30 protein-coding genes are annotated in these 26,336 nt (G+C 59.5%); 20 read left to right on the top strand and 10 right to left on the bottom strand.

Translation table 11 applies throughout. From position 1 onward, the window contains the following. The coding region (locus G0P99_RS11700) for a hypothetical protein (RefSeq protein WP_164129957.1) at positions 1-550 on the bottom strand (550 nt) is incomplete at its 3' end. Between the two features lie 90 nt (positions 551-640). Between G0P99_RS11700 and lepA the strand changes: the two genes are divergently transcribed. Further along, a complete protein-coding gene (gene lepA, locus G0P99_RS11695; RefSeq protein ID WP_164129955.1) occupies positions 641-2,440 on the top strand; it encodes a translation elongation factor 4 in 1,800 nt (599 codons plus the stop codon). A 324-nt stretch (positions 2,441-2,764) separates the two neighbouring features. Then, positions 2,765-4,195 (top strand): hypothetical protein, encoded by a 1,431-nt coding sequence (locus G0P99_RS11690; protein ID WP_164129953.1) that lies wholly within the window; start codon positions 2,765-2,767, stop codon positions 4,193-4,195. 54 nt (positions 4,196-4,249) lie between these two features. Here G0P99_RS11690 and G0P99_RS11685 read toward each other — a convergent pair whose 3' ends face one another. From G0P99_RS11685 to G0P99_RS11670, 4 genes are all read right to left on the bottom strand, one after another. Next, the gene (locus G0P99_RS11685; protein WP_164129951.1) at positions 4,250-4,651 is read right to left on the bottom strand and encodes a type II toxin-antitoxin system Phd/YefM family antitoxin; all 402 of its coding nucleotides are present in this window, start codon (positions 4,649-4,651) and stop codon (positions 4,250-4,252) included. 761 nt (positions 4,652-5,412) lie between these two features. Further along, positions 5,413-6,219 carry a metal ABC transporter permease gene (locus G0P99_RS11680; protein WP_164129949.1) on the bottom strand — a complete coding sequence of 269 codons (807 nt, stop codon included), beginning with the start codon at positions 6,217-6,219 and terminating at the stop codon, positions 5,413-5,415. Continuing rightward, entirely contained in the window at positions 6,219-6,971 is a 753-nt protein-coding gene (locus G0P99_RS11675) for a metal ABC transporter ATP-binding protein (RefSeq protein WP_164129948.1), read from the bottom strand. Before G0P99_RS11675 ends, G0P99_RS11680 begins: the two co-directional genes overlap by 1 nt. Then, positions 6,968-7,447, bottom strand: a complete 480-nt coding sequence (locus G0P99_RS11670) for a transcriptional repressor (RefSeq protein WP_164129946.1) — start codon at positions 7,445-7,447, stop codon at positions 6,968-6,970. Before G0P99_RS11670 ends, G0P99_RS11675 begins: the two co-directional genes overlap by 4 nt. 102 nt (positions 7,448-7,549) lie before the next feature. Here G0P99_RS11670 and G0P99_RS11665 point away from each other — a divergent pair, with 102 nt between their 5' ends. Continuing rightward, positions 7,550-8,491, top strand: coding sequence for a zinc ABC transporter substrate-binding protein (locus tag G0P99_RS11665; RefSeq protein WP_164129944.1), 942 nt, complete (start codon positions 7,550-7,552; stop codon positions 8,489-8,491). A gap of 19 nt (positions 8,492-8,510) precedes the next feature. On the opposite strand, the gene G0P99_RS11660 is transcribed toward G0P99_RS11665, so the two are convergent. The 3 genes from G0P99_RS11660 to G0P99_RS11650 all read right to left on the bottom strand — a co-directional run bounded on the left by G0P99_RS11660 (position 8,511) and on the right by G0P99_RS11650 (position 10,398). Continuing rightward, positions 8,511-9,569, bottom strand: a complete 1,059-nt coding sequence (locus tag G0P99_RS11660) for a YeeE/YedE family protein (RefSeq protein WP_164129942.1) — start codon at positions 9,567-9,569, stop codon at positions 8,511-8,513. Positions 9,570-9,620: 51 nt separating this feature from the next. Continuing rightward, positions 9,621-9,956, bottom strand: a complete 336-nt coding sequence (locus G0P99_RS11655) for a helix-turn-helix transcriptional regulator (RefSeq protein ID WP_164129940.1) — start codon at positions 9,954-9,956, stop codon at positions 9,621-9,623. Between the two features lie 142 nt (positions 9,957-10,098). Continuing rightward, positions 10,099-10,398 carry a hypothetical protein gene (locus tag G0P99_RS11650; RefSeq protein ID WP_370462766.1) on the bottom strand — a complete coding sequence of 100 codons (300 nt, stop codon included), beginning with the start codon at positions 10,396-10,398 and terminating at the stop codon, positions 10,099-10,101. A 174-nt stretch (positions 10,399-10,572) separates the two neighbouring features. On the opposite strand from G0P99_RS11650, the gene G0P99_RS11645 reads away from it, so the two are divergent. From G0P99_RS11645 to G0P99_RS11595, 11 genes are all read left to right on the top strand, one after another. Next, on the top strand, positions 10,573-11,310 hold the full coding sequence (locus G0P99_RS11645; protein ID WP_164129937.1) for a cytochrome c biogenesis CcdA family protein: 738 nt from the start codon (positions 10,573-10,575) through the stop codon (positions 11,308-11,310). A 26-nt stretch (positions 11,311-11,336) separates the two neighbouring features. Next, on the top strand, positions 11,337-11,915 hold the full coding sequence (locus G0P99_RS11640; protein ID WP_164129935.1) for a thioredoxin family protein: 579 nt from the start codon (positions 11,337-11,339) through the stop codon (positions 11,913-11,915). A 179-nt stretch (positions 11,916-12,094) separates the two neighbouring features. Further along, entirely contained in the window at positions 12,095-12,568 is a 474-nt protein-coding gene (gene soxX / locus G0P99_RS11635) for a sulfur oxidation c-type cytochrome SoxX (protein WP_164129933.1), read from the top strand. A 45-nt stretch (positions 12,569-12,613) separates the two neighbouring features. Next, positions 12,614-13,030: a thiosulfate oxidation carrier protein SoxY gene (gene soxY, locus G0P99_RS11630; protein ID WP_164129931.1), complete on the top strand. Its 417-nt coding sequence runs from the start codon at positions 12,614-12,616 to the stop codon at positions 13,028-13,030. Between the two features lie 34 nt (positions 13,031-13,064). After that, a complete protein-coding gene (gene soxZ / locus G0P99_RS11625; RefSeq protein WP_164129929.1) occupies positions 13,065-13,394 on the top strand; it encodes a thiosulfate oxidation carrier complex protein SoxZ in 330 nt (109 codons plus the stop codon). 79 nt (positions 13,395-13,473) lie between these two features. Then, entirely contained in the window at positions 13,474-14,325 is an 852-nt protein-coding gene (soxA, locus tag G0P99_RS11620) for a sulfur oxidation c-type cytochrome SoxA (RefSeq protein ID WP_164129927.1), read from the top strand. A gap of 106 nt (positions 14,326-14,431) precedes the next feature. Continuing rightward, entirely contained in the window at positions 14,432-16,135 is a 1,704-nt protein-coding gene (soxB, locus tag G0P99_RS11615; protein WP_164129925.1) for a thiosulfohydrolase SoxB, read from the top strand. Between the two features lie 72 nt (positions 16,136-16,207). Then, positions 16,208-17,491 carry a sulfite dehydrogenase gene (gene soxC / locus G0P99_RS11610; protein ID WP_164129923.1) on the top strand — a complete coding sequence of 428 codons (1,284 nt, stop codon included), beginning with the start codon at positions 16,208-16,210 and terminating at the stop codon, positions 17,489-17,491. Continuing rightward, positions 17,475-18,554 carry a c-type cytochrome gene (locus G0P99_RS11605; protein WP_164129921.1) on the top strand — a complete coding sequence of 360 codons (1,080 nt, stop codon included), beginning with the start codon at positions 17,475-17,477 and terminating at the stop codon, positions 18,552-18,554. Before soxC ends, G0P99_RS11605 begins: the two co-directional genes overlap by 17 nt. Positions 18,555-18,579: 25 nt before the next feature. Next, a complete protein-coding gene (locus tag G0P99_RS11600) occupies positions 18,580-19,269 on the top strand; it encodes a c-type cytochrome (protein WP_239059780.1) in 690 nt (229 codons plus the stop codon). A 33-nt stretch (positions 19,270-19,302) separates the two neighbouring features. Continuing rightward, positions 19,303-20,565 (top strand): NAD(P)/FAD-dependent oxidoreductase, encoded by a 1,263-nt coding sequence (locus G0P99_RS11595; RefSeq protein WP_164129918.1) that lies wholly within the window; start codon positions 19,303-19,305, stop codon positions 20,563-20,565. 24 nt (positions 20,566-20,589) lie between these two features. On the opposite strand, the gene G0P99_RS11590 is transcribed toward G0P99_RS11595, so the two are convergent. Then, entirely contained in the window at positions 20,590-21,594 is a 1,005-nt protein-coding gene (locus G0P99_RS11590; RefSeq protein WP_164129916.1) for a GlxA family transcriptional regulator, read from the bottom strand. Between the two features lie 249 nt (positions 21,595-21,843). Here G0P99_RS11590 and G0P99_RS11585 point away from each other — a divergent pair, with 249 nt between their 5' ends. The 6 genes from G0P99_RS11585 (at position 21,844) to G0P99_RS11560 (ending at position 25,710) form a co-directional block, all read left to right on the top strand. Then, on the top strand, positions 21,844-22,473 hold the full coding sequence (locus G0P99_RS11585) for an ATP-dependent Clp protease proteolytic subunit (RefSeq protein ID WP_164129914.1): 630 nt from the start codon (positions 21,844-21,846) through the stop codon (positions 22,471-22,473). Between the two features lie 138 nt (positions 22,474-22,611). Further along, entirely contained in the window at positions 22,612-23,880 is a 1,269-nt protein-coding gene (clpX, locus tag G0P99_RS11580; RefSeq protein ID WP_164129912.1) for an ATP-dependent Clp protease ATP-binding subunit ClpX, read from the top strand. A 169-nt stretch (positions 23,881-24,049) separates the two neighbouring features. Further along, positions 24,050-24,412 carry a RidA family protein gene (locus G0P99_RS11575; protein WP_164129910.1) on the top strand — a complete coding sequence of 121 codons (363 nt, stop codon included), beginning with the start codon at positions 24,050-24,052 and terminating at the stop codon, positions 24,410-24,412. An 88-nt stretch (positions 24,413-24,500) separates the two neighbouring features. After that, a complete protein-coding gene (locus tag G0P99_RS11570; protein ID WP_164129908.1) occupies positions 24,501-24,884 on the top strand; it encodes an NADH:ubiquinone oxidoreductase subunit NDUFA12 in 384 nt (127 codons plus the stop codon). 11 nt (positions 24,885-24,895) lie between these two features. Further along, on the top strand, positions 24,896-25,354 hold the full coding sequence (gene mlaD / locus G0P99_RS11565) for an outer membrane lipid asymmetry maintenance protein MlaD (RefSeq protein WP_164129906.1): 459 nt from the start codon (positions 24,896-24,898) through the stop codon (positions 25,352-25,354). After that, positions 25,351-25,710 (top strand): DUF2155 domain-containing protein, encoded by a 360-nt coding sequence (locus G0P99_RS11560; protein WP_164129905.1) that lies wholly within the window; start codon positions 25,351-25,353, stop codon positions 25,708-25,710. Before mlaD ends, G0P99_RS11560 begins: the two co-directional genes overlap by 4 nt. On the opposite strand, the gene aat is transcribed toward G0P99_RS11560, so the two are convergent. Beyond that, entirely contained in the window at positions 25,674-26,306 is a 633-nt protein-coding gene (gene aat / locus G0P99_RS11555) for a leucyl/phenylalanyl-tRNA--protein transferase (RefSeq protein ID WP_164129903.1), read from the bottom strand. The two genes, G0P99_RS11560 and aat, sit on opposite strands and share 37 nt — an antisense overlap. Positions 26,307-26,336 lie beyond the last annotated feature (30 nt).

The following is a 26,336-nucleotide window of genomic DNA, read 5'->3' as shown; positions in this document are numbered from 1 at the left end:
CTTGTGCCGCTTGTTTGCCATTCTCTGTCCTCCGTTCCCTATACATAACGGTGGACCAATTCAGATGGGGCATTTCAGTGTCTCTGTGGGATTTTTCCAAAACTAAGCGGCAGATGGTCCTTGATATGCTTGCGGCTTCGGATGCGCGTGTGGCGCTCGAAGCATAGTGTGCTGCATCCCTAGCCGCTTGTGCGGTAGATGCGGGGCTACTGTGACTACCTGCTTTCGCTGCTGCTTCTGCTGCCTTTGCAGCATAGTAAGGTGCTTTTTGTGCTAGTTCTTCAGAAACTTGAATGGTGCTTTGCAGGGTTAATCGTACCAGTTCGAATGCTTGTCCTCTTTCAAGGCTTCTGTTTGCGCCCGTTAAATCAATGACTTGAGTGAGCGCTCTTCGGAAGTCGGCTGTCAAGTTAATCGCTGGATTCTGCGATATCTTTCCGAAGGAGAGGTTAGGTAGCAAACGCAGTAAAGTCCGTGCCGCAACAACTGCTGCAACATCTTCCTTCAAACCGTTCCAAACTTCTACTTCGGCTTTTCGCAGGTCATCCATTTGATTGATCTACTTGTCTCTGCTCAATCCCAGTGGTCAACTCCTGATCCACCTTGACCAAACCAAGATTCCTCATCATATGCCCAATCCATGACAGACCTCGCCCATATCCGCAATTTCTCCATCGTCGCCCATATCGACCATGGCAAATCCACCCTTGCCGACCGGCTCATCCAGGAGACCGGGACGGTGCAGGATCGTGACATGAAGGAGCAGCTGCTCGACAGCATGGATATCGAGCGCGAGCGGGGCATCACCATCAAGGCCAACACCGTCCGCATCGACTATACCGCCGACAATGGCGAGCACTATGTGCTGAACCTGATCGACACGCCCGGCCATGTCGACTTTGCCTATGAGGTCAGCCGCTCGATGCGCGCGGTCGAGGGCTCGCTGCTGGTTGTCGACAGCACCCAGGGGGTCGAGGCGCAGACGCTGGCCAATGTCTATCAGGCGATCGACGCCAACCACGAGATCGTGCCGATCCTCAACAAGATCGACCTGCCTGCCAGCGAATGCGACCGGGTGGCCGAGCAGATCGAGGATGTGATCGGCATCGACGCCTCGGGCGCGATCCGGGTATCCGCCAAGACCGGGGTCGGCATCCACGAGACGCTCGAGGCCATCGTCAAGCATCTGCCCGCCCCCAAGGGTACCCGCGACGCGCCGCTCAAGGCGATGCTGGTCGACAGCTGGTACGACAGTTACCTGGGCGTCATCGTGCTGGTCCGCATCATGGACGGCGTCCTGCGCAAGGGCATGCGGGTCAAGTTCATGTCGAACAGCACCCTGCACCATGTCGACCGCATCGGCGTCTTCCGCCCCGCCATGCAGATGGTGGACGAGCTCGGCCCGGGCGAAATCGGCTTCCTCACCGCCTCGATCAAGCAGGTGCGCGACACCCGCGTCGGCGACACCATCACCAATGACCGCAATGGCGCCGACAAGGCGCTGCCGGGCTTCAAACCCGCCCAGCCGGTGGTGTTCTGCGGCCTCTTCCCGGTGGACTCGGCCGAGTTCGAAGACCTCCGCGACGCCATCGAGAAGCTGGCCCTCAACGACGCCTCCTTCTCCTATGAAATGGAAACCTCTGCCGCCCTCGGCTTTGGCTTCCGCTGCGGCTTCCTCGGCCTTCTGCACCTCGAGGTCATCCGCGACCGGCTCGAACGCGAGTATGATATCGAGCTGATCACTACCGCGCCTTCGGTGGTCTACCACGTCTTCATGCGCGACGGCGAGATGCGCGAGCTGCACAACCCCGCCGACATGCCCGACCTGTCCAAGGTCGACCATATCGAGGAACCGCGCATCAAGGCGACCATCCTCGTCCCCGACGACTATCTGGGCGATGTGCTGAAACTCTGCCAGGACCGCCGCGGCATCCAGCAGGACCTTTCCTATGCCGGCTCCCGTGCCATGGTCGTCTATGACCTGCCGCTGAACGAGGTGGTGTTCGACTTCTACGACCGGCTCAAATCGGTGACCAAGGGCTATGCCAGCTTCGACTACCAGCTCACCGGCTACCGCGAGGACAGCCTGGTGAAAATGTCGATCCTGGTGAATGACGAACCGGTGGACGCGCTGTCGACCATGGTCCACCGCGACCGGGCCGAGGCGCGCGGGCGGGCCATGTGCGAAAAGCTCAAGGACCTGATCCCCCGCCACATGTTCAAGATCCCGATCCAGGCGGCCATCGGCGGCAAGGTCATCGCGCGCGAGACCCTCTCGGCGCTGCGCAAGGACGTGACCGCCAAATGCTACGGCGGCGACGCGACGCGGAAAAAGAAGCTGCTGGAAAAGCAGAAGGCGGGCAAGAAGAAGATGCGCCAGTTCGGCAAGGTGGATATCCCGCAGGAAGCGTTCATTTCAGCACTCAAAATGGACAGCTGAGGCTGTCCATTTTGAGTGACGGTGGGCGAAGGCGGTTGGCGCAGCCAACTGCGTGCCCACACGGTCGAGAACTGAATGACTGTGGACAGCTAAGGCTGTCCATCCCGCTGGCTACCCCCGTAGGGTGGGCTAGTCTGCCCACCACGATTGATGCGCCCGCGCGGTGGGCAAACTGTCCACCCTACGCCTGCCTTGCATGCCAAACCGCCAACGCCCCCCGATAGAGCTCCCACCCCCGTAGGGTTGGTAGTCCTGCCAAACCTAAGTTTGCGTCATCAAAAAGGTTTCCAAATCAGCATCTTATGATATCGTATTCGAGAATACATGTTTTGGAAGATGCGTATGCGTGGAAGCTCATTTGGAATTGATGCAATTAATAAGAAGCTTGAAGGCAGCATATTTTGGGTGATATTCTTTTCTGCTATGATGTTGTCGTTTTATCAGCCAGCGAAGTTGAAACATAATTATGTTCAGGAGAATACAGCTGTTGCAGTTGCTGCTGATTTTCTTTTTGAATTGAGTGAGCGTGACTCGTATGAAATTTACGATACTTCGTCTGCGATAGAGATGTTTCTTGTTCCGAATCAAATTAGATATGTGTCTTCTGAGTACGACGCTGAATTGAACCAAATTCAGAGAAAAATAGAAGCCGCAATTTCTCGGGAGTTTGGGGAGATTAGGCCAATTCGATTTCAAGTTTCTGTTCCCGGTAGTGAGATGTTGTGTACAGTCTTGTTGCTAGGCAGGGGGCAAAAGGAAATAGCGTTAGCAGATTTAGGAGGAGGGACGCATAAGGTTTTTGAGTTTGAGGTTTTCCGTTCATTAGATTGTATGTTTTTCTTGCCCTTGCCTGTCAAAGTTTTTATCGATGAGGGGAATGTCGTTCGCGGATTGGCCTATCCTGAGACAGTGTGGAATTTGATCCACAAAGCGACTTCACAAAACCAGTGGAGTCATTTCGCGTTTGCTGACAGGTGGATGAATTGTGAAATTTTCCCTCAAACTTGCGTGATGGATAGGAAGCATGCGTTGCAATCCTATTTGCCTGAGGAGATTGTCGAGTTTTCGCCCCAATATGGCTACCGTTATTATGACTTTCGTTCGGACGATATTTTGTTGATTGATTCCACCCACTATGGGTCCATGATCCGAAATATGTTGCGGAAAAGCTCTTCTGTGGAGTTATTAAAAAAGTATGAGGAAGGGCAGTTGTCGTGGGCTGAATTTCGCGAGAAGTCTAAACTCTGGGTTAAAAATGATGATGGTGATGCGCGATACCAAGTGCTCGGTCTCACTTTTGGGGCGCCTATGTTTATAGTCTTAAGCTCTTTGGCTGTTGCTTATTTTTCACTATCCGCTTTTTACTTCTCGTCGTTACTTCTGAATAATTCATTCCGCTCCCCCAGTGAACCGTTTCTCGTGATGACTTCTTCTGGCCGGAAGTTTGATTTCTTGAGGTTGGCTTTCTTTATTATTTTTCTTGCCTCTCCAGTATCATTTTATCTTATGTTTCATGATTTGGTGAGGATGCCCATATCTTTTTTGTCGAGAATGATGTTTGTGAATCCATTGGATGGTGTCTTAACGCTTGAAATCTTTCCAACCGTCAATATGAATCCTGTAATCATTATTCCTTATGCTTTGGCGTTATTTTGTTATATTGTTCTTCTCCCATCTATCTTCGTCTCTTTCTTCGCGTTCCTGAATTTATCAAAATTCTTCTGGAGGAAGATTTCTTTCGATATTCGTGGTTAGATGTAACATGCGAATTGTTGAATGCTACTCATCGATTCGATCGGATTGCCCCCCTCACCATAACCACCCCTTCCTCTGCTCCCCCGCTACCTCGCCGCCTTCCACACCTTCGACCCCGCCAGCCTTCAGGATCCGCCGTTCCTCGGCGCGGGTCATCTGGATCTTGCGGACCTGGATCGCCGCCTCGCGCGCGGTGACGTAATTGCCGTCCGGCCCCGGCTCCATCCCCGGCACCGTCGGGCGGCGGTGCCACCAGCCGCGCAACCCCGCCAGAACGTGCCGCCAGCCGATGCGCGCGTCATCGCCCAGGTCCCAGATGCGTTCCGCCTCTGGCATCGACACCAGTGCCGCCACCGGGCGGCCGTGGCGGGTCAGCACGATCACCGCGCGCGGGTCCTGTGCCCGGGTGACGAGATGGCCCAGCTGCGAACGGGCCTCGGAAACGGGGATGTACATGGCGAATCTCCTCGGTTCAAAACGGTCAATCAGGGGTCTGAGGCTGGGACAAAACGGTTAAAACTGCCCGATTCCAGCGTACGATCCCCTGTGCGGGCGCAGAAACCGGGGGTGGCGCGCGCGTTAACCCCTGTCCCCCCGCAACTCTGCCGGGCGGTTGGGTTTCGCGGGCTTGTCCACAGGTGCTGCCACCGCTTATCCCCATGTTATCCCCGGTAAAATTTCATGCTGCGGTGCTATTTTCTTGCCTCGGGCCCGGCAGCGGTGCCAGATTTGTCTTACCGCAACGGAGCCTCGGTTTCCGAAGCGGGACGCAGGGGCCAGGGGGCCGGGCGGCGCAGCGGGGACCTTAGGGAAATCGCAGCAAAGTCAGGAGCTTACCGGGGGGCGGTTCGTCGCACAGGGTCTTCGGAGCCGGGCGAGGGGTCATCTCTTACACGGGCCTTGCGGGCGGGTTAACGTTTACGGACGTTAATCGGCAAACCGGACGGGGGTTCGCCCTCGCTCGGCAAGGCGTCAGGGCGTGTCCTTAGGGATGCATGCAAAGACCGCGTCTGAGCACCTGACGCCTTTTTCTATTCTGGCAGCGATTTCAGGGGCTTACCTTGACCTTAAGCAGAAACGGGGATCGGCCGTGCGTGGCTGATCCCCGTTGTCCGTGTCTTTGGATGCAATGCCGCGTCTGTTGCACCTGTGGTTAACACCTACCCCATGCATCTATGGGGCGCAACAATATATTGTCTGTGACTTGGTGTTGCGCGCTATATACGTGGTGTTTTCCGGGCTTTGAGCGCTCGGACCGTCGTGGTGACGACAAAAACCAGCGAGGCGGCGCAAACGATACTGGGCCCGGCCGGAGTGTCCAAAATGTACGCTGCATAAAGCCCTGATAACGCAGAGAAACCTCCGATCAGCGCGGCGCCCGCGGCCATCTCTTCCGGCGTTTTGGCCAAAGGCCGCGCCGCCGCCGCCGGGATCACCAGCATCGCCGCAATCAACAGTACCCCCACCACCTTGATCGCCACCGCCACCACCAAAGCCAAAGCCAGCGTTAACCATATTTCGGCTTTTCTGGGGTCCACTCCGGCGGCTCGGGCGAGGTCGGGATTCAGTGTGGAAATCAACAAGTTAGACCATTGCCATGCAATGAGGCCAAGCACCGTCGCGCCGCCGCCCCAGATCACCAGAAGGTCACTGCGGGACACGGCCAGGATGTCTCCGAACAGAAAAGCCATCAGGTCCAGTCGCGCGTCGGAGATCAAGGAAACGGCGACCATGCCAGCCGCTAGGGCAGTATGCGCCATCACCCCCAACAGCGTGTCCATCGCATAGCCATGTCCGCGCAAGAGCGTCACCGCCGATGCCATGGCTAGCGAGGCCAGAATAACGGCTGGCAGCACCGGTGAAGACAGCGCCAGTGCCAGTGCCACGCCCAGAACCGCGGCATGTGCCGTAGCCTCGCCGAAGTAGGCCATCCGCCGCCAGACCACAAAGCAGCCCAAAGGAGCCGAGGTGGCACCGATGCCGACGCCTGCCAGGGCTGCCCGAACCATGAAATCATCCAGCATCAGTCCGCTCCGTGGCTGTGATCATGTTCGCAATCCGCGTCATGTCTATGGCTATGCTGGTGACGATAGAGCGCCAGCGTTCCCTTTGTGCCTGTGCCGAACAGCGCCCGGTATTCGGGTGCGTCTGCCACAACTTCGGGGGCGCCTTCGCAGCAGATATGGCCGTTCAGGCAAAGCACCCGGTCTGATGCCGCCATGACCACGTGCAGGTCGTGGCTGACCATGACGACTGCGCATCCCAGGTCTCGGCGCACCTCCTCGATCCGCTGATAGAAGGCTGCCGCGCCCGGTTGATCAAGGCCTTGCGTCGCTTCATCAAGCAGCAGCAGTTGTGGGCGCTCCAGAATGGCACGGGCCAGCAGAACCCGTTGAAATTGCCCGCCGGACAGGTCGGTCATCTGGCGGCTTTCCAGGCCGGGTACACCTGCGCGCGACATGGCGTCGGTGACACGATCATCGGAGATACGGCGCGGCAAGCTCAGGAAGCGCCGTACGGTGATCGGCAGGGCCGAGTCGAGCGCCAGTTTCTGTGGGACATAACCGATACGCAGTCCGGGCGCCCGCTCAACCCGGCCAGAGGCCAAGGGAACAGCACCGATCAAGGCTCGCAGGAATGTTGATTTTCCAGACCCGTTCGGGCCGACTATGGTGACAATCTCGGCCGGTTGAACCGCCATCGAGACCTTGTGCAGGATCTCGCGCCCATCAACTCGGACAGAAAGATCCTGTGCGGTTATGACGGGGGATTTCATTCCGGGTTCTCCTGACAGGCGGGGCACAGGCCCTCGGCTTCGACCACAATCCGTTCGATAGCAAAGCCGGTGGCCATTGCCGCCGCGCCCAACCGGCCTTGCTCCAACTCCGTTTCAGCCTCGGCAACGGCCTTGCAGCCCCGGCAGATCAGAAAGGCCGGGACATGGTCCTGCGCTGGATGGGCGCAAGCGGTGTAGGCGTTTATCCGTTCGATCCGGTGTGCAAATCCATGCTGGACCAGAAAATCCAGGGCGCGGTAGGCGACCGGCGGCTGCGACCCCAACCCATCGGCTGCCAGCAGGTCGAGTATCTCGTATGCTCCCATCGCCCGGTGGCGTTGCAGCAGGATTTCCAGAACCCGGCGGCGAACTGGTGTCAGATGCAGTTTTTGCTCTGCGCATCGGGTTTCCGCCTCGGAGAGGGCAGTGGTGATGCAGCGGCTGTGATCGTGCTTCTCGAAACCGATGGCCGTCATATAGGATCCTGTCGAAAGGTTTTGGGTTGATATGTTATAACATCTCGCTTATCAACCTCGATTGAAGTGTTATAACATAACAATCAACCAGTCGAGGTTTCCATGCTACGTCCGTTCCTTGTTGTCGGAGCCATCTGTGTTTCCGCCCCCGTCGTGGCGGAGGTTCCGCAAGTGGTTACCGACATCGCACCGGTACATTCTCTTGTCGCCCAAGTGATGGCGGGGGTGGGCGTTCCCGAGCTTATTGTGCGACCGGGGGTGTCGCCGCATACTTACGCGATGCGCCCGTCCGAGGCGCGGGCCTTGCAGCAGGCGGATCTGGTGGTCTGGATCGGCGGCGATCTGACACCCTGGCTCTCCAAGCCGCTTGAGACGCTGGCAGGTGGCGGCCGTCAGGTTGCGCTTCTCGATCAAGAGGTGACGCAGACGCACCCGTACAGGGAATTCAACCATGAAGACGAGCATGAAGAAGACGGGCATGAGGGGCATGACGATGATGGGCATGACGACCACGCTCACGACCACGAGGGACGTGATCCGCATGCCTGGCTGGACCCTCAGAATGCACACGCCTGGCTTGGATTGCTGGCAGAAGAACTGGCCGAACTCGATCCTGAAAACGCGGCTCTTTACCGCGAGAATGCGGCCGCCGCGCAGCTACGGCTGGATGAGGTCTCATCGGCAGTGGCCGCGTTGGTATCGCCAATGCAACAGGTTCCCTTTGTCGCTTTGCACGACGCCTTTCAATACTTCGAGCATCGCTATGGGCTGACGCTTGTGGGGACGGTGTCATTGGGCGATGCTAGCAGCCCGAGCCCGGCCCGTTTGGCCGAGTTGCGCGCGGATATCGAGGCATTGGGCGTCGCCTGCGCATTTGCTGAGCCGCAGTTCGATACCGCCTTGCTGGAGGCAGCGGTTGAGGGCAGCGAGACGCGCATTCTGGTGCTGGACCCTTTGGGCGCGCATTTGGATCCAGGGCCTGAACTCTACAATGATGTTCTCAAGGCGATGGCCGCCGGGTTTGGTGTCTGCACCGGTAGCTGACCGCGTGTAGGGCCGTGGGCTAATCCGCCAGGCTGAGGCCTTCGATCAATTGGCGCAGGCCCAGCGCGGCACCGGCAAAGATGGCGAGGAATGTCACGGGGGCGCTGAAGGACAGCAGGCTGAACGCCGTCAGGCCCTGTCCGACGGTGCAGCCCATTGCGATCACCGCGCCGGTTCCCATGATGGCGGCGCCGATGATCTGACGGCGCAATTCACGCGGGTCCTCGCAGGCTTCCCAGCGGAAATGGCCGCGGATCATCGACCCGATGAACGCGCCCAGCCAGACCCCGGTCACCGACCCGACCGCAAAGGAAAGGGGCCGAACCGAGCCTGTCATGGCATAGAGGATGGTCTCGCCGACGGGTGCGGAAAAGCTGTGTGACACCACCGGTTCGGCGTCAAACCCATGGTTGGCGACCCATTGGGTGCCGACCCAGCCGGAGACGATGGCCAGGGCCACGACCAGGGACCAGAAAATCGACTTCGGCTCTTGCCGCAGGTTTGACGAGGCCAGCGCGCCGGCACAGATGACCAGCCCGACGATCGTCCCGATTGCCCAGAGAGGCAGGCCGGTCAGCGCGTGAGCATGATGAGCAAGTCCGGGAGGGGTGTTCCCCGCGACTTCGATCTGCGGAAACAATGCATTACGGATCGGTGCCAGGGGGCCGGAGAGGGTGACATAGGTGAATACCCCCATTACCAGAACAATCACGAAGGCCCGCAGATCTCCGCCACCCAGACGGGCGATCGCACCATAGCCGCAGTTGCCAGAGAGGGCCATTCCGTAGCCGAACATCAGACCGCCCACCACCGATGCGAGCGGCATCCACCTAATCGAAAGATAGTAGCTCTCGGCCGGGTTGATCAGGCCCGCACCTGTCAGAGCAAAGCTGCCGGTGATGGCGGCACCTATGGCCAGTATCCACATCCGCATACGAACGTCGGAGCCGCCGTAAAGAAGGTCTTCGATCGCGCCCAGTGTACAGAACCGGCCCAGACGGGCGGCAAGCCCAAGGGCGATTCCGCCGCAGAGCCCCACCAGCGCAACGATCTGACTGTCACTGATCCAAGCCAGCATGTCTTCCTCCCGCGGTCCCGATCATTCCGAACGCGGGCCGGTCATTCCGGGTCAGTCGGCGTTGCAGAACAGATCGTATACCACTTCCAATATGCGACGCGGACGGTCGTCTGCCAAACGATAATAGATCGCCTTGCCATCACGGCGCGGAACGACCAGGCCTTCGAGGCGAAGGCGGGACAGCTGCTGCGAGACGGCCGCCTGTCGGGCAGAGAGGAGGTCTTCGAGTTCTGTCACTGACTTTTCGCCGGAAACCAGATGACACAGGATCATCAGCCGACCTTCGTGGCTGATCGCTTTGAGAAAATTGGACGCCAGCGTGGCGTTGTCCACCATCTTGTCCAGTTCGTCCTCGGCCATGTCGGTCGAAAATTTCGGAAGTGCCATGTGTCTGTCCTCGTTCCCGGCAAGAGGGCCGGGGTCTTGATATCCCTGCACCGTTAGAAGCGCTTTTGGCGCCTATTAATTCGATTTACAGACCCATTCCACTAATTTCATGGAACAAGGTCGCATGTGGTGCCCGTTCGCCTCAGATGCTGCCTGGGCCCGGCGGCCGGTAGTCTGTCTTCTCGATCAACAGTTTTTCAAGAACGGGCCAGAAGAAGTGTTCGCCCGGGTATCCTTCGATGCGACCGACCTCGCGTCCGTCTTCGACGATCAGAAAGGTCGGCGTAAAGATCACTTTGCGGTTCAGGTCCAGATCCTCGGGGATGGCGCGCAGGTCCACGCGCTTGAGCGGGGCAAAGCGTCCTTCGGCGGAAAGCGGATAGATCTCTCCGATTTCCTTGTTCCAAACCGCGCACCATTCGCAGCCGGGCTGTTCTACCATAACCAAATCCGCCGCCCAGAGCGACGAACCGATAAGGGCCACGCCGACCGATGCGATAAGATTTCGAAGAAGATTCATGCGCGACCCGTTGACCTTTTTACTTTCCACAACGTAATTTGAATGTGTGAATAATTCAAGGGTTCCGACTCTTGGCTGCTCTCACGAGGAGGTGAGATGCTGGAAATTTCGTTCCTTGGTGCCTTGCTCGCCGGTTTGCTGAGCTTTTTCACGCCGTGCATCCTTCCGATGGTGCCGTTTTACCTGTCGTATCTCGGCGGGCTGAGTATCGCAGAACTCAGGGCCGATGGTCGAATCGAGCCGGGGGCACAACGTCGGCTGATCGTCTCGGCCTTGTGCTTTGCCGCCGGTGTGACGACGGTGTTCATGGCCTTGGGCATGGGGGCAACCGCCTTGGGGCGTTTGTTCGTGACCTATCTTGATACCCTGGCCTGGGGGGCGGCCGCCATCCTGGTGGTCTTTGGGTTGCATTTCCTGGGCGTCATCCGGGTTCCGTTGCTCTATCGCGAGGCGCGACTGGAAAGCAGTGCGTCGGCATCGACGGTCTTCGGGGCCTATCTGATGGGTTTGGCCTTTGGTTTCGGATGGACCCCGTGCGTCGGGCCGGCACTGGCCTCGATCCTGATGATTGCCAGCGGCATGGGCGATATCTGGCGTGGGGGTCTGCTGCTGTTGGTCTACGGGATCGGCATGACCGCGCCCTTTGTGTTTGCCGCCTTTTTCGCCAAGCCGTTTCTGGCCTGGGTCCAGAACCATCGGGCGGCCTTTGCCTGGGTCGAAAAAGGAATGGGGGCGATGTTGATCCTTTTTGCTATCCTGATCGCGACCGGTGGCGTGACCTGGATTGCCCAGGCGATGATTCGCTGGATGCCTGGGTTTTCGTCGGTCGGTTAGCGGCCGTTTCCATAAGGAGGAAGACGATGAGGCGACTTCTGGCTGTGATTCTGACGCTGGGCTTTGCCGCTGCGGCGCACGCGGTCGAAATGGGGGACGACGGGCTGCACAAGCCCGAGTGGTTGCGCGATACGTTCAAGGACCTGCAAGAGGATCATGCCGAGGCACGGTCCGAGGGCAAGCGCCTGCTATTGCTGGTTGAACAGCGCGGCTGCCTGTACTGCAAGGACATGCACGAGAACACCTTTCCCGATCCACGGGTTCTCGCCATGCTTGAGGAAACCTACTTTCCGGTGCAGATCAACCTGCACGGCGACATAGAAATCGTGGACACCGACGGCGAAACGCTGACCGAGAAAGAGGCCACCCGCAAGTGGCGGGTTTTGTTCACGCCGACCATGATCTTCTTGCCGCCAGACCTGGACGACAGCATGTCGGCTGTGGATCAGGCTGTCTCGGTGATGCCCGGGGCGTTCTCGCCTGGCACCACGCTGGACATGATGACCTGGGTCAAGGAAGAGCGTTACCTTGATCAATCCGAAGAGGATTTCCAGCGCTATCATGCGCGCATGATCAAGGAACGCAACGACGGCGACACGCGCTGATCGCGCGACCAATGGCGTATTGGTTTGGGGAACTTTCCTTAGTTTCCCGCGCTGTTCTATGCAACAAAATAACAATTCACATTCGTGAATTTGATGTTGCGTAAAGGTGTACTGTAGCCTACGGTATGCAAAGAGTGATTAGCCGCGTGGACAGAAACGTGGCAGCCAAGGGAGGATACATGAAACTGACAACGCTGACGCTGGCCGCCGCATTGATCGGTGGCGCCGCCTGGGCCGCTGAAACCGCGCCCAAAGACGTCGTCTTTGCCGAAGGGGGCGCTATCGAGGTTTCGTTGACGGGCGTGGCCGGTGACCCGGTCGAAGGCGCCAATGTCCTGAGTAAACGCAGCCTTGGCAATTGCGTGGCCTGCCACCAGGTTTCTGCGCTTGCTGATGTGCCGTTCCACGGCGAGATCGGCCCTTCGCTTGATGGGGCGGGCGACCGCTGGAGCGAAGCTGAGCTTCGCGGATTGGTTGCGAATGCCAAGATGACTTTCGAAGGCACGATGATGCCGGCGTTCTACAAGGTCGATGGCTATATCCGTCCGGGAGATGCGTTCACCGGAAAGGCGCCGGAAGCACCGCTGTCGCCGCTGCTGACGGCCCAGCAGATCGAAGATGTTGTCGCGTTTCTCGCGACCCTGAAAGAATAATTGGCCGTGTCCCTGGGGCAAGGCCTGTATCAAAGGAGAAATACGATGGACTTTACGCGTCGTGATACCCTCGGCTTGGCCTTGGGCGCAGCGGCCCTGACGGTTCTGCCGTTTCGGGCGAACGCAGCAGTAGACGACCGGATCGCCGAGTTTACCGGCGGTGCCGAAATGGGCGAGGGTGGTTTGACCCTGACCGCGCCCGAGATTGCCGAAAACGGCAACACCGTTCCGATCGAGGTCAGCGCACCGGGTGCGGTTGCGATTCTGGTTCTGGCCGCGGGCAACCCGACGCCCGGCGTGGCGCAGTTCAACTTCGGACCGCTGGCCGCGACCCAGTCGGCATCTACCCGTATTCGACTGGCTGGAACGCAAGACGTTATCGCCGTCGCGAAGATGGCCGACGGTTCCTTCGTCAAGGCCAGCTCGACCGTGAAAGTGACCATCGGGGGCTGCGGCGGCTAAGCCCGTCCTTCCGGATAATCAGGAGACAAGACAAATGGCATCTGGTGTAAAACCCCGCGTTAAGGTTCCGAAATCGGCCGCTGCCGGCGAGGCGGTGACGATCAAGACCCTCATCAGCCACAACATGGAAAGCGGTCAACGCAAGGACAAGCAAGGGAATGTGATCCCGCGCTCGATCATCAACCGCTTTACCTGCGAGTTCAATGGACAGTCGGTCGTCGATATCAAGATGGAACCGGCGATTTCCACGAACCCGTATTTCGAGTTCAACGCGACCGTGCCCGAGGCGGGTGAGTTCGTGTTCACTTGGTATGACGATGACGGCTCTGTCTACAACGACAACAAGCCGATCACGATCGCCTGATCCGCGGTCCAAGGCAAATGTTGCTTTCGTCCGGTTCGGATGGGCCGGGCGAGGCCAACCACCAAAGGGAGGAATTTGAATGAGATTCAAGGCAATGACCGCGATTGCCGCATTGGTGGCCGCGCCTTTGACGGTGATGGCAGGCCCCGATGACGACGAATTGGTCATCAATGGCGAGATCAATATCGTCACCAAAACCGCCGCGCCTGCCCACCTCGACGGTGCGCTGCCCGAGATCTATTCCGGCTGGCGGTTCCGTTCGGACGAAACCCAGGCGCTGGAGATGGACGATTTCGAAAACCCGGGCATGGTGGCTGTAGACGCCGCGCGCGAGGTCTGGGACACGGTCGACGGGTCGGAGGGCAAGGCTTGTGCGTCATGTCACAACGCAGTCGAGGACAGCATGGTTGGCGTAAAGGCGGTGTACCCGAAGTGGAACGAGGGTGCTGGGGAAGTCCGTACGCTGGAAATGCAGGTCAACGACTGTCGAACATCTCGCATGGGGGCTGAAGCCTGGAAATACGAGGGCGGCGAAATGACGGCAATGTCGGCACTGATCGCGATGCAGTCGCGCGGTTTGCCGGTAAACGTGACCATCGACGGTCCGGCTCAGGCGGCCTGGGAACAGGGCAAAGAAATGTACTACACGCGTTACGGTCAGTTGGAGCTTAGCTGCGCCAATTGTCACGAGGACAACTGGGGCAACATGATCCGCGCGGATCACCTGAGCCAAGGGCAGATCAACGGGTTTCCGACGTATCGCCTGAAGAACACCAAGCTGAATGCGGTGCATGATCGTTTCAAAGGGTGTATCCGCGACACGCGCGCGGAAACCTTCAAGCCGGGCAGCCCCGAATTTGTCGCTCTGGAACTCTATGTCGCCAGCCGCGGCAATGGTCTGTCGGTCGAAGGTCCGTCAGTCCGCAACTAAGTAGGGACCCCGTGTCGCACTTGCCGACGCGGGGTCTTTGTTCGTAATACAAATTCACACATGTGAATTTAATGTTAATGTGATCAAGAACGGAAAGCATCAGCTCATGATCTCACGTCGCGACTTCCTCCAGGTTTCGATGGCAGCCTCGGCCCTTGTCGGGGCTTCGGGTTTTGGTAACTGGTCCCGTCTGGCCGCTCAGCAGGCGCTGACCCAGGACCAGCTTCTGGAATTCGACACCTTCGGCAATCTGACGTTGATCCATATCACCGACATTCATGCCCAGTTGATGCCGATCTACTTCCGCGAGCCCGAGGTGAACCTTGGCATCGGCGCGGCAAAGGGGCAGATGCCGCATATCACCGGCGCCGATTTCCGCCGGTTCTACGGGATCGAGGATGGCAGCCCGTCGGCCTATGCGCTGACCTATAACGATTTCTCGTCGCTGGCCCGCACCTATGGCCGGGTGGGGGGTATGGACCGGGTCGCCACCGTGGTCAACGCCATCCGCGCTGACCGGCCCGATGCGCTGCTCTTGGACGGCGGCGATACCTGGCACGGCTCCTATACCTGCTTCCACACCGAGGGGCAGGATGTGGTCAACGTGATGAACGCGCTGAAACCCGATGCGATGACATTCCACTGGGAATTCACCCTGGGCACCGACCGGGTTAGTGAACTGGTCGAGAGCCTGCCTTTCGCCGCGCTGGGACAGAACATCTTTGACGCCGAATGGGATGAGCCGGCGGAACTCTTCAAGCCCTACAAGTTCTTCGAACGCGGCGGCGTCAAGGTTGCGGTTATCGGCCAGGCCTTCCCCTATATGCCGATCGCCAACCCCGGCTGGATGTTCCCCGAATTCTCGTTTGGTATTCGTGAAGAAAACATGCAGGCCATGGTCGACGAGGTCCGCGCGGACGGGGCCGAGGTCGTTGTGGTCCTGAGCCACAACGGGTTCGATGTGGACAAGAAAATGGCGAGCCGGGTCACCGGTATCGACGTCATTCTCAGCGGCCACACCCATGATGCCCTGCCAGAACCGGTGGTGGTCGAAAAAACCCATGTGATCGCGAGCGGATCGAACGGCAAGTTCGTCAGCCGTGTCGATCTGGATGTGCGCGACGGTCAGATGATGGGGCTCAAGCACAAACTGATCCCGATCTTCTCGGACGTGATCGCGCCCGATCCGCAGGTGACCGCCCTTATCAACGCGCAGCGCGAGCCGCATATCGACCAGTTGCGCGAGGTCATCGGCCGGACCGACGAGAGCTCGCTGCTTTACCGGCGAGGCAACTTCAACGGAAGCTGGGATGACCTGATCTGTGACGCGCTGCTAAGCGAGCGCGAGGCCGACATTGCCATGTCGCCCGGCGTGCGATGGGGGCCGTCGATCCTGCCAGGCCAGGAGATCACCCGCGAGGATATCTGGAACGTCACCTCGATGAGCTATGGCGCCGCCTATCGTACCGAGATGACGGGCGAGTTCCTGCATGTGGTGCTCGAGGATGTGGGCGACAACCTGTTCAACCCAGATCCCTACTATCAGCAAGGCGGCGACATGGTGCGCGTCGGCGGGCTGGGCTACCGGATCGACGTCAGCAAGCCGCAAGGTAGCCGGATCAGCGACATGACCTTGTTGAAAACCGGGGAAAAGATCGACCCGGCCAAGAACTATGTCGTGGCAGGATGGGCCAGTGTCAACGAAGGCACCGAAGGGCCGCAGATCTGGGATGTGGTCGAAAACCACATTCGCAAACTGGGCACCGTTTCGGTCACGCCCAACACATCGGTCGAGGTCGTGGGGGCGTAACGCGCCGCCGCACCGATGATTTCCAACGTTTTGCATCCCGCCAAGGGATGCATGCATTCAAAGGAGGCATTCATGAGTGAAAGCTCTGGCAAGAAAGGTGCGTCGCGCCGCCAGTTCCTGACCAGCGTTGCGGCGGTCGGAGCAGGGGCAGTGGCCGCCGGCGCGGCCCGCGCAGCGGCGCCGGATCCGCTGATCACCGAGGTACAGGACTGGGCGCGTGCCACTGGTGACGGTGTCGATGCAACGCCTTATGGCCTGCCCATCGAATACGAAGGCGACGTGATCCGTCGCAACGTGGAGTGGCTAACCGCCGACACGATCAGTTCGATCAACTTTACCCCGATCCATGCGCTGGATGGCACTATCACCCCGCAGGGTTGTGCGTTCGAGCGGCACCATTCGGGCGCGATCGCGCTGAAGAAGGAAGACTACCGCCTGATGATCAACGGTCTGGTCGATCAGCCGCTGATATTTACCTATGCCGATCTGGAGCGTTTTCCGCGCGAAAACCACGTGTATTTCTGTGAATGCGCGGCAAACTCGGGCATGGAATGGGCCGGTGCCCAGCTGAACGGTGCGCAGTTCACCCATGGCATGATCCATAACATGGAATATTCCGGCGTTTCCCTGCGCACCCTGCTGGAAGAGGCGGGCCTGAATACCGCGGGCGACCTGAGCGACAAATGGGTCTATGTCGAGGGGGCCGACGCCTCTTCGAACGGGCGTTCCATCCCGATGGAAAAGGCGCTGGACGACTGCCTGATCGCGTTCAAGGCTAATGGCGAGGCACTGCGCAAGGAGCATGGCTATCCCGTTCGCCTCGTCGTGCCGGGTTGGGAAGGCAACATGTGGGTCAAGTGGTTGCGCCGGATCGAGGTCATGGACGGCCCCGTGGAAAGCCGCGAGGAGACCTCGAAATATACCGATACGCTGGCCGATGGCACCAGCCGCAAATGGACCTGGGTAATGGACGCCAAATCGGTTGTCACCGCACCCAGCCCGCAATCTCCGATCACCCATGGGCCCGGTCCGCTGGTGATCACCGGTCTGGCCTGGTCAGGCCGGGGCGCGATCACCGGGGTCGATGTCTCGGTCGACGGTGGCCAGACCTGGCAGCCCGCCCGCCTGGCGGCGCCGGGACAGGACAAGGCGCTGACCCGTTTCTATCTGGATATCACCTGGGACGGTTCGGAAATGTTGTTGCAAAGCCGGGCGCGCGACGCGTCGGGTTATGTGCAGCCGACCAAGGCGCAGCTGCGCGAAGTGCGCGGACTGAACTCGATTTATCATAACAACGCGATCCAGACCTGGTGGGTCAAGGCAAGCGGAGAGGCCGAAAATGTCGAAGTTTCCTAAGCTGACGCTTACCGCATCAATCGCCGCGCTGGTTCTGGCCATGCCGGCCTGGGCTGGCAGTTACGGCCTGGGACGTCCGGCACTGCCCGAGGAAATCGCCGCCTGGGACGTTGATGTAAGCCCCGACGGAACCGGCCTGCCCGAAGGATCGGGATCGGTCGAGGATGGCGAGGCCATCTTTGCGGACTATTGTGCCATCTGCCACGGCGACTTCGCCGAAGGTGTGGACAACTGGCCCAAGCTGGCCGGTGGCGCGGATACTCTGGACCATGAGGACCCGCTCAAGACGGTGGGTTCCTATTGGCCGTATCTGACGACGACCTGGGACTATGTGCATCGGTCCATGCCGTTCGGCAACGCGCAGACGCTGACGCCGAACGAGGTTTATGCCATCGTGGCCTATATCCTCTATTCGAACGATCTGGTGGACGACGATTTCGTTCTGTCGAACGAGAACCTCCTCGACGTGGAAATGCCCAATGCCGAAGGGTTCATCCTTGATGACCGCGAGACCAGCGAGGCGCATTTCTGGACTGCCGAGCCGTGTATGACGGAGTGCAAGGACACCGTCGAGATCACCATGCGCGCCGCCGTGCTGGACGTGACGCCCGAGGAAACCCGCGCAAAGAAAGTGCAGGAGCTGATCCGGCGCACACGTCCGGAACCGTCGCGTGAAGATGTCAAGGCGCCAGCGGCCCCTGCCGATCAGCCTGCGGCCGAAGCAGTCGCAAACGCCGAGGTTGATCCTGCGCTGGCGGCAGCTGGTGAGACGGTCTTCAAGAAGTGCAAGGCCTGTCACCAGGTCGGGGAAGACGCCAAGAACAAGACAGGCCCGATCTTGAATGGTATCGTGGGCGCGCCAGCCGGTCATGCCGATGGCTTCAAGTATTCCAAGGCGATGCAAGAGGCAGCAGAAGGCGGGTTGGTATGGTCCGACGCTGAACTCGCCGCCTTTCTGGCAAAGCCCAAGAGCTACATGAAGGGGACCAAGATGTCCTTTGCCGGTCTCAAGAAGGACGAAGAAATCGAGGCGGTCATCGCCTATCTGAAGAGCTTCCAGTAGTGCCATGCGCTACGCGGGGGGGATAATGGTGATCTGGGCCGCGCTTGAAAGCGCGGCCCAGGCCGATGAAACGGCTCTGCAAATCGGTGACGCCGCGCGTGGAGCCGAGGTTTTTCAGGTTTGCGCGCAATGCCACCAGGTTGGAGAGGGCGCATCGCACGGGACCGGGCCGCATCTGAACGGGATTTTCGACCGAAAGGTCGCCCAGTTTGACGATTTCGACTATTCGCAAGGTATCCTGCGCGCCCGCCGCGACGGAATGGTCTGGGACCTCGAACATCTCGATGCCTATTTGACCAACCCCAAGACACTTGTTTCCGGCACCAACATGGAATTCGCGGGGCTGAGTGATCCAAAGGACCGGGGGGATGTGCTGGCCTATCTCCGCAGCTTCTCGGCCAATCCCCAGAACATTCCCGAAGCGGCGCCGACCGCCCTTAAACAGGAGGTTGAACTGCCTCCCGAAGTGTTGGCGATGGTGGGCGATCCGGAGTACGGCGAGTACCTGTCGACCGAATGCACCACCTGCCATCAACTCGACGGGGATTATGACGGAATTCCAGTCATCACGGGATGGCTGGCAGAGGATTTCGTGCTGGCCATGCACGCCTACAAGCAGAAGATCAGACCTCACCCGGTCATGCAGATGATGGCGGGCAGGCTCGCCGATGACGAGATTGCGGCGCTCGCCGCATATTTCGGAGCGCTGGAGTAGCCCTCTGGCGAAGTTTTTTTGGAGGAGGTAGTCATGAAGTTCAATAGACGCAGTTTCATAGGAACAGGGGTCGCTGCAGCGGCGGCGTTGCAAGCACCCGTTGTCCTGGGGGCCGGGAAACCCCGCGTGGTTGTCATCGGCGGTGGTGCCGGTGGGGCGACTGCGGCCCGCTACATTGCCAAAGGCGCGGCAGGGGCTATCGACGTCACCCTGGTGGAGCCAACCCGCAGCTACTACACCTGCTTTTTCTCGAACCTCTACATCGGCGGTTTCAGAGAGCTTTCCAGCATCGCACATTCCTATGGCAAACTGGCCAGTGAGTACGGGATCAACGTGGTTCACGACTGGGCCGTTGGCATAGACCGCGACGCCCGCACGGTCAGCTTGGCAGGCGGCGGCGTGCTGCCATATGATCGGCTGATCCTCAGCCCTGGCATCGACTTTGTGGACGGTTCCGTCGAGGGCTGGGATGTCTCGGCGCAGAACAAGATGCCCCATGCCTATAAGGCGGGGTCGCAATCCGAACTGCTCAAGGCCCAGATCGAAGCGATGCCCGAAGGCGGAGTCTTTGCCATGGTGGCACCGCCGAACCCCTATCGTTGCCCGCCCGGCCCCTATGAGCGGGTCTCGATGATCGCCCATGTTCTTAAAGAGAGGAACCCGACAGCCAAGATCATTGTCGCCGACCCCAAGGACAAGTTTTCCAAGATGGCGTTGTTCCAGGAAGGGTGGGGGCTGCATTACGACGGTATGGTCGACTGGATCGGACCGGAGTTCGGTGGCAACAATGTCTCGGTCGATCCCGAGGCGATGACAGTGACCATCGATGGCGAAGTGACCAAAGTGGATGCCTGCAACGTCATCCCCGCGCAGAAAGCCGGGCGCATTTGCGAGCTGGCGGGAATCAACGATGGCAACTGGGCGCCGGTCGACGGGCGCACGATGCAAAGCCGGGTGGACGAGAATATCCACGTCCTGGGCGACGCCTGCGCGCAAGGGGACATGCCGAAATCGGGCTTCTCTGCAAACAGCCAGGCAAAAGTGGCCGCAATGGCGGTGCGCGCTGCGCTGACCGACTCCAAGATGTTTCCAGCCAAGTTCTCGAACACCTGCTGGTCGCTCATTGGCACCAATGACGGCGTCAAGGTCGGCGCGACTTATGAGGCGACCGAGGAAAAGATCGCCAAGGTAGACGGGTTCATAAGCGCCACCGGAGAAAGCGCCGAGTTGCGCCAGGCGACCTTTGAGGAGAGCATCGGCTGGTATGCCGGCATCACCTCGGACATGTTCGGCTGAACCAAGTCACAGGGCGTGGTCCGTTCAGGACCACGCCTTGCGGAACGAATGGGGCGATGTGCCATAGCGTGCGCGAAACTGGCGTGACAGGTGACTGGTGTTGGAGAACCCGGTGGCAGCCGCAATTTCGGCGACCGTCATGTTGGTCTCGTTCAAATAGGTAAAGGCGCGGGATATCCGGAGTTCCAGATAGAACGCCATCGGCCCTTGTCCGAGATAACGTTTGAACAATCGTTCCAGTTGTCGACGGGAGATGTCAAGGCGGCTGCACATGTCGTCATTTGTGAGTGGCTCTTCCAGTTCCGCTTCCATCAACTCGATTGCCTTGATCAAGGCCTTGTTGCGGCTTCCGATTGCCACGGAATGGGCCGCGCGCTGGGGTGACTTGCTGCCCGATCGCATGTGAATGCACATGTCGGCAACCATGATGGCCAGGTTGGCGCCATGCTGTTTTTCGATCAGCGCCAGCATCATGTCGATGGCTGTGTTGCCGCCGCCGCATGTGGTGATACGTCCGTCCAGCTCATAGATGTTCGGGCTGGGGGTAAGCGACGGGAACGTTTCGATAAACCCCGGTTGGTTTTCCCAGTGGAGTGTAAATCTCCGCCCGTCCAACAAACCGGCGCGGGCCAGAGCAAACGCGCCGGTGCATATGCCTCCCAACGACCGGCCGTGGCGATGTTCGCGCCGAAGCCAGCCCAGAACCGCCGGTGAGCATGTCTTTTCCGGCTCGACACCGGCGCAGACAAAGCCGAACGCGTCGCTGGGAAGTGGGGCCAGGGCCTGGTCCGGGGTGATCCGCAACCCGTTTGAGCAGGTCACCGGCGCCCCGTTCTCCGTCATCGTGTGCCAAGTATAAAGCGTCTGCTTTGTCAGTTGGTTGGCGATCCGTAACGGCTCGATCGCTGCCGCAACAGCAAGCATGGTCGCCTTCGGCAACAGCAGGAATCGAAAATCCTGCGGCGGCCCGTCATAGGACAGGGCCAAAGTGGCGGATGCGCCTTTTTGTACGAATTGGTCTCGGGTCATGATGAGGAGTGGAAGGGACCGGGAATGTATCCGCGCCCAGTCGTGGGCGCCTACTTCTACAGTGCTGTGCCCGGGCCTATCGGTCAACATACGCCGCTCTGTAACCCGTTTGCGCCATTCCTCGCATGACCTCTGCGTCTAAGGAATTCGTCCAGCGGCCCTTGCGGCCCCCCCACGGCGACACTAAGACTCGGGTAATCCCGTCGGGTTATTGTCCCGATCCATTGCAAGAAAGCAGGCAGGTCCCGAATGTTCGATCCAGTTCATACCTTCACCAACACGCTTGTTCCCATGGTCGTGGAGCAGACCAGCCGGGGCGAACGGGCCTACGACATCTTCTCGCGCCTGCTCAAGGAGCGGATCATCTTCATCAACGGCCCGATCCATGACGGGATGAGCCATCTTGTCGTGGCCCAGCTCTTGCACCTGGAGGCCGAGAATCCGAACAAGGAAATCTCGATCTATATCAACAGCCCCGGTGGCGTGGTGACCAGTGGGCTGTCGATCTATGACACCATGCAGTATATCCGCCCGAAATGTTCGACCCTTGTGATCGGTCAAGCGGCCTCGATGGGGTCGGTCCTGCTGGCTGGCGGGGAAAAGGGCATGCGCTTCTCGCTGCCCAACAGCCGCATCATGGTGCACCAGCCGTCGGGCGGGTATCAGGGGCAGGCGAGCGACATCATGATCCACGCCGCCGAGACGCAAAAGCTCAAGGACCGGCTCTATGACATCTATGTCAAGCATACCGGGCAGAGCAAAAAGGCAATCGAACGGGCTCTGGACCGCGACAATTTCATGTCGCCGGAAGAGGCCAAGGAATGGGGCCATATCGACGAGATCGTCGAAAGCCGCGGAAAAATGGGCGACGAGGCGTAAGACGCCGCTTCCTGCCGCCCGGTCGGCGGTTGGGACTTTTTGACATTGTGGCGGCCACCGTGCTGGCCTAATCTCTACGAACAGGCGGCTTCCCGGTTTCCGGGCCGGGGCGCCGAGACGAAGCCGGAAAGGGTGACCATGGCAACGAACTCAGGCAGTGACAGCAAGAACACGCTCTACTGCAGCTTTTGCGGCAAGAGCCAGCACGAGGTTCGCAAGCTGATCGCGGGCCCGACCGTGTTCATCTGTGATGAATGTGTCGAACTCTGCATGGACATCATCCGTGAAGAGACCAAAAGCAGCGGGCTGAAATCCTCGGACGGCGTTCCCACGCCACGCGACATCTGCGATGTTCTCGACGATTATGTGATCGGACAGGCTACCGCAAAGAGAGTGCTCTCGGTCGCGGTCCACAACCATTACAAGCGTCTCAATCACTCGCAAAAGGCCGGGAACGACATCGAGCTTTCGAAGTCGAACATCCTGTTGATCGGACCGACCGGTTGCGGAAAGACGCTGTTGGCGCAGACATTGGCGCGTATTCTCGATGTGCCGTTCACCATGGCGGACGCGACCACGCTGACCGAAGCGGGTTATGTCGGTGAAGATGTCGAGAACATCATTCTCAAGCTGTTGCAGGCGAGCGAGTATAATGTCGAACGTGCGCAGCGCGGCATCGTCTATATCGACGAGGTCGACAAGATCACCCGCAAGTCCGAGAACCCCTCGATCACGCGCGACGTGTCGGGCGAGGGCGTGCAGCAGGCGCTGTTGAAGCTGATGGAAGGCACCGTTGCCAGCGTTCCGCCGCAGGGTGGACGCAAGCATCCGCAGCAGGAGTTCCTGCAAGTGGACACCACGAACATCCTGTTCATCTGTGGTGGTGCCTTCGCTGGTCTGGACAAGATCATTGCACAGCGCGGCAAGGGCAGCGCCATGGGCTTTGGTGCCGACGTGCGGTCGAATGACGACCGCGGCGTGGGCGAGCTGTTCAAGGAGCTGGAGCCTGAGGATCTGCTGAAATTTGGCCTGATTCCCGAGTTTGTGGGCCGCCTGCCGGTTCTGGCGACACTGGAAGATCTGGACGAGGACGCGCTGGTTACCATCCTCACCAAGCCGAAGAATGCGCTGGTCAAACAGTACCAGCGTCTGTTCGAGCTTGAGGATACCGAGCTGGACTTTACCGATGATGCGCTCAAGGCAATCGCAAAGCGCGCGATTGAGCGCAAGACCGGTGCACGTGGCCTACGCTCGATCATGGAAGACATCTTGCTCGACACCATGTTCGAACTGCCCAGCATGTCGAATGTGACCAAGGTTGTTGTGAACGAAGAGGCGGTAACGACCGAGGCGCAGCCGCTGTTGATTTACACCGAGAGCGAAAAGGGCTCGGCCACAGCGGGCTGAGGTTCGTGATCTGACTTGTGAAGCGGCGCGGCGATTTCTGCGCCGTTTTCTGTTGCAGGAAAGAGGTAAGGGGGCTCTGTCCCCGCAGCCCGTTCCGGGCGACTCCCCCGGGATATTTTGGGCATAAGGAAAGTCCAATGGCAGACCAGCGAAAAGGGAAGGGTCAGCGGTGAGTATCAAACGCATTTCTTCTGGCGGTGAGTTCGAAGCCAAGATCGGCTATTGCCGTGCCGTGGTTGCCGGTGGGTTCGTCCATGTGGCGGGAACGGTGGGGCAGGGCGAGGACGTGGTCGAACAGGCGCGCTCCGCGCTGACAACCATATCGACCGCTCTGGAAAAGACGGGTGCCTCATTGGCCGATGTGGTTCGGGTCACCTATTATCTGCCCGACCGGCATGAGTTCGAACCCTGCTGGCCGGTTCTGCGGGAGGCATTCGGCGCCAATCCGCCGGCCGCCACGATGATTGAATGCGGGCTGATCGATCCCAAGTACCGGATCGAGATCGAGGTTACGGCGCTTGCGCCACAGTAGGGATGCGCGCGCCTGTCACGGGCGAGGGCTCTGGACCTTCGCGCGCGCATGCGCCATATCTGCACAATAGAAATTGCCGGAGGCACCGATGGGAATCCTGAACACCCTGCTGCGCGCCGTGACCTGGTGGAACGGGTCGACGCTCAACACTCAGCTCTATACAGCCCGCAAGGGCAAGAAGGTGGGTGAGGATTCACAAGGCAATGTGTTCTACACCAATGCCGACGACAGCCAGCGTTGGGTCATGTTCAATGGCGAGGCCGAGGCCAGCCGGATCGACCCGGAATGGCACGGCTGGCTGCACCGGACCTGGGACGAGCCGCCAACCAAACGACCGCTCAAGCACAAGGCCTGGGAAAAGCCGCACCAGGAGAACCTGACGGGAACGCCGCTGGCCTATGCACCGGCAGGGTCGTTGCGACGTGACAAACCGGCTGATCGCCGGGATTACGAGGCCTGGAGCCCGGAGTAAGCGAGGCCTGTATGTCCAGCCACAACATGACAGAAGTCCTGGTCGGCGGCGCGGTTCTTGCCGCGGCGATCACCTTTGCGGTTTATGCTGGTCAGGCAACCGGCCTGTCGCGCGGTACCGGCGGATATGAGTTGAACGCCTCGTTTCGCTCGCTCGAAGGGGTGACGGTAGGGACCGATGTCCGGCTTGCCGGCGTCAAGATCGGGACGGTGACGGGCGTCGATCTCAACCCCGAAAGCTATCGCGCCGATACCCGGTTTACGGTGGCCGAGGGCATCCAGATACCCGATGACAGTGCGGCTGTAATCTCCTCCGAAGGGCTGCTGGGCGGCAACTTCCTGGAAATCATGCCCGGTGGCTCGGCTTTCTATTTCGAACCCGGCGACGCGGTCGAGGATACGCAGGGCGCCGTCAGCCTGATCTCTCTGCTCGTCAAGTTCGTGGCCGGTGATGGGAGCGACAGCCAGTGATCCGACGCGGCCTGCTGATCCTGGGCCTGTTCGCCGGATCGGTTTCGGCGGATGAGGCGGTCACCTCGGGGACGGGAGCGATCCTGCGCGGCCTCGACAAGGTAAGCGGGCAGACACAGGATTTTCGGGTAACGAACGGGTCTACAGCGGAAATCTATGGTTTGGATGTGGCACTTGGGGATTGCCGGTACCCGGTCGAGAACCCGACCGGCGACGCCTTTGCCTATTTGACCATATGGGAGAGGGATCAGCGGCAGGCGATTTTCGACGGTTGGATGATCGCATCCTCGCCCGCGCTCAGCGCGTTGGACCACTCACGCTATGACGTGTGGGTCATTCGCTGTATGACGCCCTGAGGGCGCTGATCAATACTCGCAGCAATGTCGGCAGACGTGTTCAGGGCTTTCTCCAAACGGCGCCGGTACTCTGCCCGGGTGATCTCCACCGCCCCCAGAGAGGCAAGATGTGCGGTCAGAAACTGCGTATCAAAAAGCTGGAACCCGGTTTGACGCAAGCGGTCGATCAGATAGGCCAACGCGACCTTCGAGGCATCGGTGCGGCGCGAAAACATGCTTTCGCCGAAAAAGGCGGCGCCGAGGACCACGCCGTAAACGCCGCCCGCCAGTGTGGAGCCTTGCCAGACTTCTACCGAATGGGCGTGTCCCAAGCGATGCAGCGCCTGGTAGCTGTCGCTGATCTCTGGGTTGATCCACGTTTCTGCCCTGTCTGCGCAGCCTTGCAGCACGCCCGCAAAATCATGGTCGAACGTCACATGGTATTCGCCCCGCCGGATTCGTCGGGCCAGGCTGCGAGACAAGTGGAATCCATCCAGCGGAAAAATCCCGCGGCGAAGCGGGTCCACCCAGAACACCTCCGGGTCGTTGCGATGTTCGGCCATCGGAAAGATACCGATGGAATACCCGTGGAGCAAAAGCTCGGGCGAGAGGGTCACATCGGTCCCTCTTGGCCGGAGAGAGCCGGG

This window comes from Ruegeria sp. PrR005, from assembly GCF_010500245.1.
GTDB lineage: Bacteria > Pseudomonadota > Alphaproteobacteria > Rhodobacterales > Rhodobacteraceae > Ruegeria_B > Ruegeria_B marisflavi.
The sequence above is the reverse complement of the archived record's forward strand: the minus strand, read 5'-3'. Positions and strand labels throughout refer to the sequence as shown.

What these genes read in the sequence shown, in the direction of transcription:
- lepA (WP_164129955.1), top strand. Translation starts at nt 641, where the DNA reads ATGACAGACCTCGCCCATATCCGCAATTTCTCCATCGTCGCCCATATC.
- G0P99_RS11690 (WP_164129953.1), top strand. Translation starts at nt 2,765, where the DNA reads ATGTTTTGGAAGATGCGTATGCGTGGAAGCTCATTTGGAATTGATGCA.
- G0P99_RS11685 (WP_164129951.1), bottom strand. Translation starts at nt 4,651, where the DNA reads ATGTACATCCCCGTTTCCGAGGCCCGTTCGCAGCTGGGCCATCTCGTC.
- G0P99_RS11680 (WP_164129949.1), bottom strand. Translation starts at nt 6,219, where the DNA reads ATGCTGGATGATTTCATGGTTCGGGCAGCCCTGGCAGGCGTCGGCATC.
- G0P99_RS11675 (WP_164129948.1), bottom strand. Translation starts at nt 6,971, where the DNA reads ATGAAATCCCCCGTCATAACCGCACAGGATCTTTCTGTCCGAGTTGAT.
- G0P99_RS11670 (WP_164129946.1), bottom strand. Translation starts at nt 7,447, where the DNA reads ATGACGGCCATCGGTTTCGAGAAGCACGATCACAGCCGCTGCATCACC.
- G0P99_RS11665 (WP_164129944.1), top strand. Translation starts at nt 7,550, where the DNA reads ATGCTACGTCCGTTCCTTGTTGTCGGAGCCATCTGTGTTTCCGCCCCC.
- G0P99_RS11660 (WP_164129942.1), bottom strand. Translation starts at nt 9,569, where the DNA reads ATGCTGGCTTGGATCAGTGACAGTCAGATCGTTGCGCTGGTGGGGCTC.
- G0P99_RS11655 (WP_164129940.1), bottom strand. Translation starts at nt 9,956, where the DNA reads ATGGCACTTCCGAAATTTTCGACCGACATGGCCGAGGACGAACTGGAC.
- G0P99_RS11650 (WP_370462766.1), bottom strand. Translation starts at nt 10,398, where the DNA reads ATGGTAGAACAGCCCGGCTGCGAATGGTGCGCGGTTTGGAACAAGGAA.
- G0P99_RS11645 (WP_164129937.1), top strand. Translation starts at nt 10,573, where the DNA reads ATGCTGGAAATTTCGTTCCTTGGTGCCTTGCTCGCCGGTTTGCTGAGC.
- G0P99_RS11640 (WP_164129935.1), top strand. Translation starts at nt 11,337, where the DNA reads ATGAGGCGACTTCTGGCTGTGATTCTGACGCTGGGCTTTGCCGCTGCG.
- soxX (WP_164129933.1), top strand. Translation starts at nt 12,095, where the DNA reads ATGAAACTGACAACGCTGACGCTGGCCGCCGCATTGATCGGTGGCGCC.
- soxY (WP_164129931.1), top strand. Translation starts at nt 12,614, where the DNA reads ATGGACTTTACGCGTCGTGATACCCTCGGCTTGGCCTTGGGCGCAGCG.
- soxZ (WP_164129929.1), top strand. Translation starts at nt 13,065, where the DNA reads ATGGCATCTGGTGTAAAACCCCGCGTTAAGGTTCCGAAATCGGCCGCT.
- soxA (WP_164129927.1), top strand. Translation starts at nt 13,474, where the DNA reads ATGAGATTCAAGGCAATGACCGCGATTGCCGCATTGGTGGCCGCGCCT.
- soxB (WP_164129925.1), top strand. Translation starts at nt 14,432, where the DNA reads ATGATCTCACGTCGCGACTTCCTCCAGGTTTCGATGGCAGCCTCGGCC.
- soxC (WP_164129923.1), top strand. Translation starts at nt 16,208, where the DNA reads ATGAGTGAAAGCTCTGGCAAGAAAGGTGCGTCGCGCCGCCAGTTCCTG.
- G0P99_RS11605 (WP_164129921.1), top strand. Translation starts at nt 17,475, where the DNA reads ATGTCGAAGTTTCCTAAGCTGACGCTTACCGCATCAATCGCCGCGCTG.
- G0P99_RS11600 (WP_239059780.1), top strand. Translation starts at nt 18,580, where the DNA reads ATGGTGATCTGGGCCGCGCTTGAAAGCGCGGCCCAGGCCGATGAAACG.
- G0P99_RS11595 (WP_164129918.1), top strand. Translation starts at nt 19,303, where the DNA reads ATGAAGTTCAATAGACGCAGTTTCATAGGAACAGGGGTCGCTGCAGCG.
- G0P99_RS11590 (WP_164129916.1), bottom strand. Translation starts at nt 21,594, where the DNA reads ATGACCCGAGACCAATTCGTACAAAAAGGCGCATCCGCCACTTTGGCC.
- G0P99_RS11585 (WP_164129914.1), top strand. Translation starts at nt 21,844, where the DNA reads ATGTTCGATCCAGTTCATACCTTCACCAACACGCTTGTTCCCATGGTC.
- clpX (WP_164129912.1), top strand. Translation starts at nt 22,612, where the DNA reads ATGGCAACGAACTCAGGCAGTGACAGCAAGAACACGCTCTACTGCAGC.
- G0P99_RS11570 (WP_164129908.1), top strand. Translation starts at nt 24,501, where the DNA reads ATGGGAATCCTGAACACCCTGCTGCGCGCCGTGACCTGGTGGAACGGG.
- mlaD (WP_164129906.1), top strand. Translation starts at nt 24,896, where the DNA reads ATGTCCAGCCACAACATGACAGAAGTCCTGGTCGGCGGCGCGGTTCTT.